General features: G+C 70.2%; 6 protein-coding genes. 2 read left to right on the forward strand and 4 right to left on the reverse strand.

Annotation, left to right across the window (positions count from 1 at the left end):
- Nucleotides 1-120: 120 nt before the first annotated feature.
- The gene (locus MJ785_RS05200; RefSeq protein ID WP_239380118.1) at nt 121-2,604 is read left to right on the forward strand and encodes a transglycosylase domain-containing protein; all 2,484 of its coding nucleotides are present in this window, start codon (nt 121-123) and stop codon (nt 2,602-2,604) included.
- A gap of 21 nt (nt 2,605-2,625) precedes the next feature.
- Here MJ785_RS05200 and MJ785_RS05205 read toward each other — a convergent pair whose 3' ends face one another.
- From MJ785_RS05205 to MJ785_RS05220, 4 genes are all read right to left on the reverse strand, one after another.
- Nucleotides 2,626-3,852 carry an SIS domain-containing protein gene (locus MJ785_RS05205; RefSeq protein WP_239373970.1) on the reverse strand — a complete coding sequence of 409 codons (1,227 nt, stop codon included), beginning with the start codon at nt 3,850-3,852 and terminating at the stop codon, nt 2,626-2,628.
- An 85-nt stretch (nt 3,853-3,937) separates the two neighbouring features.
- On the reverse strand, nt 3,938-4,165 hold the full coding sequence (locus tag MJ785_RS05210; RefSeq protein WP_239308140.1) for a Trm112 family protein: 228 nt from the start codon (nt 4,163-4,165) through the stop codon (nt 3,938-3,940).
- Nucleotides 4,162-5,526, reverse strand: a complete 1,365-nt coding sequence (locus tag MJ785_RS05215) for a phosphomannomutase/phosphoglucomutase (protein ID WP_239308139.1) — start codon at nt 5,524-5,526, stop codon at nt 4,162-4,164. The genes MJ785_RS05210 and MJ785_RS05215 overlap by 4 nt, the downstream gene beginning before the upstream one ends.
- A gap of 218 nt (nt 5,527-5,744) precedes the next feature.
- A complete protein-coding gene (locus MJ785_RS05220; protein WP_239308138.1) occupies nt 5,745-6,092 on the reverse strand; it encodes a DUF3499 domain-containing protein in 348 nt (115 codons plus the stop codon).
- Between the two features lie 161 nt (nt 6,093-6,253).
- Between MJ785_RS05220 and MJ785_RS05225 the strand changes: the two genes are divergently transcribed.
- Complete coding sequence (locus MJ785_RS05225; RefSeq protein ID WP_239308137.1) at nt 6,254-6,820, forward strand: metallopeptidase family protein; 567 nt, start codon at nt 6,254-6,256, stop codon at nt 6,818-6,820.
- Nucleotides 6,821-6,997 lie beyond the last annotated feature (177 nt).

Genomic DNA, 6,997 nt, shown 5'->3' on the forward strand with positions numbered 1-6,997 from the left:
GCACAACGTAGCCCCATGCGGGGGCGGGCAAGCGCGCCGGGTACAGCTCCGCCACGGGGGTCGGTCAGAATCTCCCCGTGGGCCGAAGCTCACTGAATCATGGAAGGTGACGTTACCGCCGTGCAGAGAGACTCCGCGTTCCGCGCACGAGCGCAGCGTCGCGCATCGGATGCCGCCGCTGTCGCGGCGGGTTCCGACAGACCGGACGATGGCCTTGCGAACGGCGGTGGCCTGGCGAATGGCGGTGGCCTTGCGAACGGCGGTGGCCTGGCGAGCGCGGCCGGTACCGCCGGCTCCGCTACCGCCAGCGGAAACGGACAGCCGCCGCCGAGCATGGACGCAAGCGCGCCCGCAGCCGATGACGGCGACGTGGTGACCGGCGGCGATGGCGGCGGCAACGGTGGTGGCAGGCGGGGCCGGCTCAGCCGGATCGGGCTGGTCGTCACCGCCGCGGGCATCGGCCTCGCGCTGCTGTTCCTACCCATGATCAGCGCGGTCGGCCTGTTCGCCAAGGCATCGGCCGACCATTACCTGAGCCTGCCCGCCGAGCTGGTCACGCCACCGCTGCCCCAGACTTCCACCATCCTCGCCGCGGACGGCAGTGTCATCGCGACCCTGCGCGGCCAGGAGAACCGCACTGTGGTCGACGGCAAGGCCATTCCAACGGTCATGCGGCAGGCCATCGTCTCCATCGAGGACGCGCGTTTCTACATCCACGGCGGGGTTGACGTGAAGGGAGTCGTCCGGGCGGCGCTGCGCAACAGCGCGGCAGGCGACGTCCAACAGGGCGCGTCAACACTGGCGCAGCAATATGTCAAGAACGTGCTGCTCCAGAACGCGCGCACCAAGCAACAGCGCGAGGACGCCGCCGGGACCTCCCTCCAGCGCAAGCTCCAGGAGGCCCGGTACGCCGTCGCCCTGGAGAACAGCCTCACCAAGGACGAGATCCTCGAGCGCTACCTCAACATCGCCTACTTCGGCAACGGCAACTACGGCGTCGGTACCGCCGCCCAGAACTACTTCCATGTACGTATCACCGATCTGACGCTCCCCCAGGCGGCGCTGTTGGCCGGGCTCGTGCAGAGCCCGTCCCTGTACGACCCGGTGAACCATCCCGATGCCGCCAGGGTGCGCCGGGACGTCGTCCTGGACCGGATGGCCGAACTCGGTTACATCGACTCGGCCACCGCGGATGCGGCGAAGGCCACCCCGGTCACGGTGGTGCGTGCCGCCGCGGCCGCGGCGCAGGACTCGTGCGAGACGTCGACCGCGCCCTTCTTCTGCGATTTCGTGCGCACCCAGCTGCTGGCCGATCCCGCGCTCGGCGCGACCGAGGCCGAGCGTGCCCGGCGGGTCCACGAAGGCGGGCTGGTCGTCAGGACCACCCTGCAACCCAAGATCCAGGCCGCGGTCCAGGACACGGTCAATGCCGTCATAGCGCCGAGCAACCCGGTGTCAGCCACCGAGGTAGTGATCGAACCGGGCACCGGCAACGTCTTGGCGATGGCGGTGAACCGGGCCTTCGGCTCCAACGCCGCGGCCAATCAGACCAAGGAGCCGCTGCCGACCACGGCGGTGTTCCAGCCCGGCTCCACGTTCAAGACCTTCGCGCTCGCCGCCGCGCTGGAGGCGGGGTACGGGCTCAACACCCAGTTTTATTCGCCCGCATGCTACGTCTCCAAGCGGTTCCCCCGGGGGGATCCGCGCAGCGGCGGTGACTGTCCCACCGGCTTCGCCAACGCCGAACCGGAGGAAAGCGGCATCTACGACATGTCGAAGGCAACCTGGGACTCGGTGAACACCTACTACATCCAGCTCGCGGAGAAAATCTCCGTACCGGCCATCGTCAGCATGGCGACCCGGCTCGGGATCCCGGCTTCCTACCTGAAGGAAGTCTCCCCCGCAAAGGGGGAGATAGCCATTGGCTCCGAGCGTGTCACCCCGCTGGACATGGCCGACGCCTATGCCACGCTTGCCGCCCACGGCGTCCACTGTGACCCGCGTTATGTCCTGTCGGCCACCGACTCCAGCCAGCAGAACGTGGACATTGCCCCCGCACCCAGCTGCCGGCGGGCGGTGTCCGCCGGTGTCGCCGACACGGTGACGAGCGTCCTCACCGGAGTGATCACCCAGGGCACGGGATACCCGAACGCGGCGGCGATCGGGCGGCCAGCCGCCGGCAAGACCGGCACCACGGACAACTACTCGGCTGCGTGGTTCGTCGGCTACACCCCGCAGATAGCCGCCTCCGTCGCTGTCGGCAATCCCAAGGGGGCGCAGGGGAACCCCCTCAAAGGAGTCGTCGCCGACGGCCGGACATGGCCCCGTGTGTTCGGCGGGGATCTTCCAGCGATCATCTGGGGCCGCTCGCTGCGCCAAGCGCTCACCGGTGTGCCGGCAATGCCGATGTCAAAGGCCGATCCGACGGTGGCCCAAGGCACCAAGGGCGGTCTGCTCTCCACTCCCCCGCCGCAACCGGCACCCGCACCCACGACGGCTGGGCCGCTGCCGGGCGTCACGATAGCCCAGCCCGGAGCTACCACACCGTCGTTGGGCGCCATCCTGCCGACAGCACCGCCAGCCACAGCGGCCCGGTCCCGCTAGCCGACGGGCTGGCCGTCGGCGTCAGTTCGGTGCCGGGCGGACGTCGAGATCGCGGGCCGCGGCGACCGGGGTGGGATCAAGGCCAAGAACAAGGGCGAGGTAGACACCGGCGTAATCGAACAGGCCGGCCAGGGACGCCAGCCGTTCCAGCCGGCTCGCCCCCTGCGCGGTCAGCTCGGTGACCCCGATCCCACGCTCGGCGGCGGCGGCGATCGCGGCATCGGCCTGCCGGGTGACCGCCGGATGCTCCTCGGTCTGGTCACGCAGCAGCACAAGGCGGAGCCGCACCTGCTCCGTCTCCGCCAGCCGGTCGCGAAAGAAATCTTCAAGATCTTCGGCCGCACCGCCACCGATGGTGGCACCAGCGGCACCGCCCCTGGTGGCGCGGACTCCGAACGCGCCATCCAGGACGCCCGCCTGGGCGCCCGCGTCCGCTGGCAGCGTGCCGAGCAACGCGGGGTAACCAGCGTCGGCAGCCAGCTGATCGGCTGCGCGACGGGCCGCGGCGGCGGCCAGCGGGGTGGTCGCCCACAGCAACGGCAACGAACCGGCAAGCGCGAGCGCCAGCTCCTTGGCGGGGCTGACGAAGGTCTCGCTGGTGGGTCGACAGCGCACGGCCAGTTCCTCCAGCCGCTCCGCCGCGGCCTCGATCGCGCCCGGTCCCCCGGCCTCGCTGGGGACGAGGCCGAGAGCACGCGCGGCAACCACCGCGGGGACCAGCAGCGCCCAGAAACTCGCGCGGGTGGGCCTGTCATCCACCACCGGAACGGGAACGAACAGCGCCCGCGCCCGGCCGGCCAGCACGGCCAGCGGCGAATCGGGTGCGCCCACGACGACCGCCCGGCAACCGCGACGATCAGCCTCCCGCAACGCGGTCAGCGTCCGCGCATCGCGTCCCGAGGCCGACATCGCGAACACGACGTCGGCGACACCCACCCACCCGGGCAGGCTGTAGCCGTTGTCCCCGAACACCGGGACCGGGCACCGCGGCCCCGCCACAGCGGCCAAGGCCGCGCCGAGCGCCTCCGAGCCGGCGGCCCCGGCAACGAACACGGCACGTGGGCGACCGCCGGCGGCGAGTGAATCGAGCCGGGCCTCTCCGGCCAGCGCCGCGGACTCCCTGACCTGGCGGGCCGATGACGCCACATGCAGCAACATTCCGGCCGGATCGGCCGCCGTCAGCCGAGCGACGTCATCCAGAATGGCCTCGTCCACGATCGCCCCCAGCGCCCGTCCCAGTTCCCGCACGTGCCGCCCGCCCTCCCCGCAGCTACCCGAAGGAGCATCCTGACAGGTACCCGCGGACAACGGAGGCAGCCAGGCCTGTTCGGGTTCAGGGAGAGCTGGGAACCCCGCCCGGCACATCCGCGGCCGGCACGTCCCCGCCGAAGGGGACGGCCTCATCGAGCAGCATCACCGGGATCTCGTCGCGGACCGGGAAAGCCAGGCCGCACGAGGTGCAGACCAGGACGGGCTCACCGGCGAGCGTCTCCGCGCGTAGCGGGGCATGGGCCGGGCACGGACAGGCGAGAATCTCCAGCAGGAGTGGATCGAGACTCAACGGTCGGTCTCCCTTCCGGGACGGATGCGGGTGAGGACCTCGTCCCGCACCCGGGACATCGTGACATGGTCGGGGGCCTCCACGTTCAGGCGCAGCAGCGGCTCGGTGTTGGACGGACGAAGGTTGAACCAGACACCGCCCCCGAGCGAGACGGTCAGCCCGTCGAGATGGTCGATACCGGTCGCGAGGCCCACATACGCCTTCTCGATCTCGGCCATGGTAACTCCGGCGTCCGCGACCACAGAGTTGATCTCACCGGAGAGCGCGTACGGGGCATAGCCATCAAGAAGGCGCGACAGCGGCTGGTCCTGCTCGCCGAGCGCGGCCAGGACGTGCATCGCGGCGAGCATCCCGGAGTCGGCCCGCCAGAAATCCCGGAAGTAGAAGTGGCCGGAGTGCTCGCCGCCGAAGACCGCGCCGGTGCGGGCCATCTCCGCCTTGATGAACGAATGACCGACACGGGTGCGCAGCGGGACGCCACCAAGCCTGGAGACGAGCTCGGGCACGGCATTACTGACGATCACGTTGTGGATGATCGTGGCCCCCGGTTCCCGGGCGAGTTCCCGCTCAGCGACCAGCGCGGTGATGGTGGACGGTGAGACGCCCTCGGCGCGCTCGTCGACGACGAAACAGCGGTCCGCGTCGCCATCGAAAGCGAGCCCGATGTCAGCGCCGGTGGCGCGGACCGCGGCCTGTAGGTCACGCAGGTTCGCTGGCTCGATCGGGTTGGCCTCGTGATGGGGAAACGACCCGTCCAGCTCGAAGTACAGTGGGTGGACCGTCAACGGCAGGCCGTCGAACACGGCCGGGACGGTGAGGCCGCCCATACCGTTACCCGCGTCCACCACGAGCCGCAGGGGCCGGATCGCGGACAGGTCGACCAGGGTACGCAGGTGCTCGGCGTAGGCCGCCAGCAGATCCCGGTGCGTGATCGCGCCACGCGGCCCGGTGAACGCCGGGACCCCCGCCTCGACCAGTGCCCGGATGTCACCGAGACCACTGTCCACCCCGATCGGAGCCGCACCGGCCCGGCACAGCTTGATGCCGTTGTATGTGGCCGGGTTGTGGGAGGCGGTGAACATCGCTCCCGGGATGTCCAGCGAACCGGCGGCGAAATAGAGCAGGTCGGTCGAGCCAAGCCCGATCATGATGACGTCCGCGCCCTGGCCCGCGGCGCCGTCGGCGAACGCCTCCGACAACGGGACCGACGAGCCGCGCATGTCACGCGCGACAACGACCCGCGGGGCCGCGAGCACGCGCACGAACGCGGCGCCAACCGCGCGAGCGATGTCCGCGTCCAGCTCCGACGGCACAATCCCCCGCACATCATATGCCTTGAAGATCCGCGATAGATCGCGCACCCTTCCGCCCTTCCCCCGGTTGACCGGCAGATACGCGATCATCACTCCGCTCGCGCGCCCGCGGCACAAGGAACGCTGGCCAACACTGGTACTGGTACCAACGCCGATGACCCTACCGACGCCGGGTCCACTCCGGCTGCACTGGCCACGACGCGCGGCGAGCCGTCAGGACGGCCCGCCCCAGCGGATATGCCCGCCGGACGGGCGCCAGGGCGGCCTCAGCTCGGTCGGGGCAGCACCCGCAGATGACCGCGTCGACCTGCGGGTGTGGACGGATCGGGCGGATCCTCGCGGCCTGCTGGTCGGCTCACCTCACGAACCGCGTCCGCGAGCGCCTCAAGATCATCAGAGGCTGCACTGTGCCTGGGCTCACCCTCGATCCGCACGACCGCCCAACCAAGTGGCACAGTGAGGCGGTCGGCATGCGTTCCACACAGGTCGTAGGAATGCGGCTCGACGTATGGGGAGAGTGGCCCGAGGACGGCCGTCGACTCGGCGTAGGCGTACGTGAGCGTGGCGACCGCGGCCGCTGAACATGCCGAGCGGGAGCAGCGCCGAGGCTTCACGTTCCGGACGGTAGCCCCCGGAACGGGCGACGGCCACCACCACCCGCCGTGTCGCAGCCAGCCGCGGAGCCATGGTAAGCAGTCAACGACGCTCCGTACCTACCAGCTGAACCGACGGACACACCTGGATACGTCAGAGTAACCGAGGGGAAATTCACCCGATGGATCCGGAGGGCGTCGGTACGGTTGCCGCTCGCGAGCCGTACGCTCACGCCATGGCGGACAACGCCTCTCCCGGCGCATCCTGGGGAACCCCCGGGCCGGACTTCCCGGCCGCTCAGCCTCCCATCCCGGTATCGCGTCGCCGGGACCGGCGCGGGCGCGGTCTGCGCGGTGCGCTCCTCCCCCCGGAGGTCCCCGCCTACCGCAGCCGTGGGGAACGCTTCGACGACCTCGTCCTCGATGCCGTGGAGCACCTCGAGCACCGCTGGTCCGCCGAACTGTCGGACGTCGAGTTCGCGGTCGAGGACGTTCCGCCCCTGCCCGCTGTCCTCGGCCCGGACGAACCCGTGCCGCTGGCGCACCATCAGCCGCCCGCCGGCCGGGGACGCTCCGCGACGCCGCACCGAATCATCATCTATCGCCGGCCGCTGGAAGCCCGCGCGATGGACACCGACGACCTCGCCGAACTCATCCTGGACGTTCTCATTCACAAGGTCGCGGACATGCTCGGCGTGGAACCGGAGGTCATCGACCCGGAAGGCCACGGCTGGCACGAAGACGAATAAGAGCGCCCGGCAACAGGGGCGTGGATCAAGGAGCGAAGTTGAGGTGCGTGCCCCAACACCGCGACGCCGCGTCCCTGTTGCCGGTCGCTCTCACTCTCGCCCGCGGGTTGTCCCCAGGCATGTGACGGACGCGGTATGCCGGTTTCCCGACCAGGCCAGGACACCACAGACACCACA

The organism is Protofrankia sp. CiT1, from assembly GCF_917627335.1.
Taxonomy (GTDB): Bacteria; Actinomycetota; Actinomycetes; order Frankiales; family Frankiaceae; genus Protofrankia.

Bases quoted from the DNA above. Each gene is read 5' to 3' on its own strand.
- MJ785_RS05225 (WP_239308137.1), top strand. From the start codon at position 6,254: ATGGATCCGGAGGGCGTCGGTACGGTTGCCGCTCGCGAGCCGTACGCT.